This is a genomic window from Streptomyces sp. GbtcB7 (assembly GCF_019091445.1).
Taxonomy (GTDB): Bacteria; Actinomycetota; Actinomycetes; order Streptomycetales; family Streptomycetaceae; genus Streptomyces; species Streptomyces mirabilis.
Genome location: NZ_JAGXJM010000675.1, coordinates 1 through 234, shown reverse-complemented (window position 1 = coordinate 234; position 234 = coordinate 1). Strand labels below are relative to the sequence as shown.

Genomic DNA, 234 nt, shown 5'->3' with positions numbered 1-234 from the left:
CACGCGCGTGCGCAGTGTGACCTTTTCGATCGCGCTGGTGAGCGCGCAGGCGGGGGTGGCCGCCTGTTCCTCGGGCTCCCCCGGGGGCTCCGGCAAGGGCGACAAGGCGGCCCAGGGCACGACCCACGTCAGCCCCATAGCGGCCCTGCAGTCGGCCGAGAAGCCCACCGACGGCGCCGACTCCGCCAGGACCGAGTCCACGACGAGCCTGGGCACGCTGATGTCCATGAAGTC

General features: G+C 72.2%; 1 pseudogene. It reads left to right on the top strand.

Going from position 1 to position 234, the window contains the following annotated elements:
• Nucleotides 1–234: pseudogene (locus KVT44_RS57200) on the top strand (hypothetical protein); the annotation flags it as partial.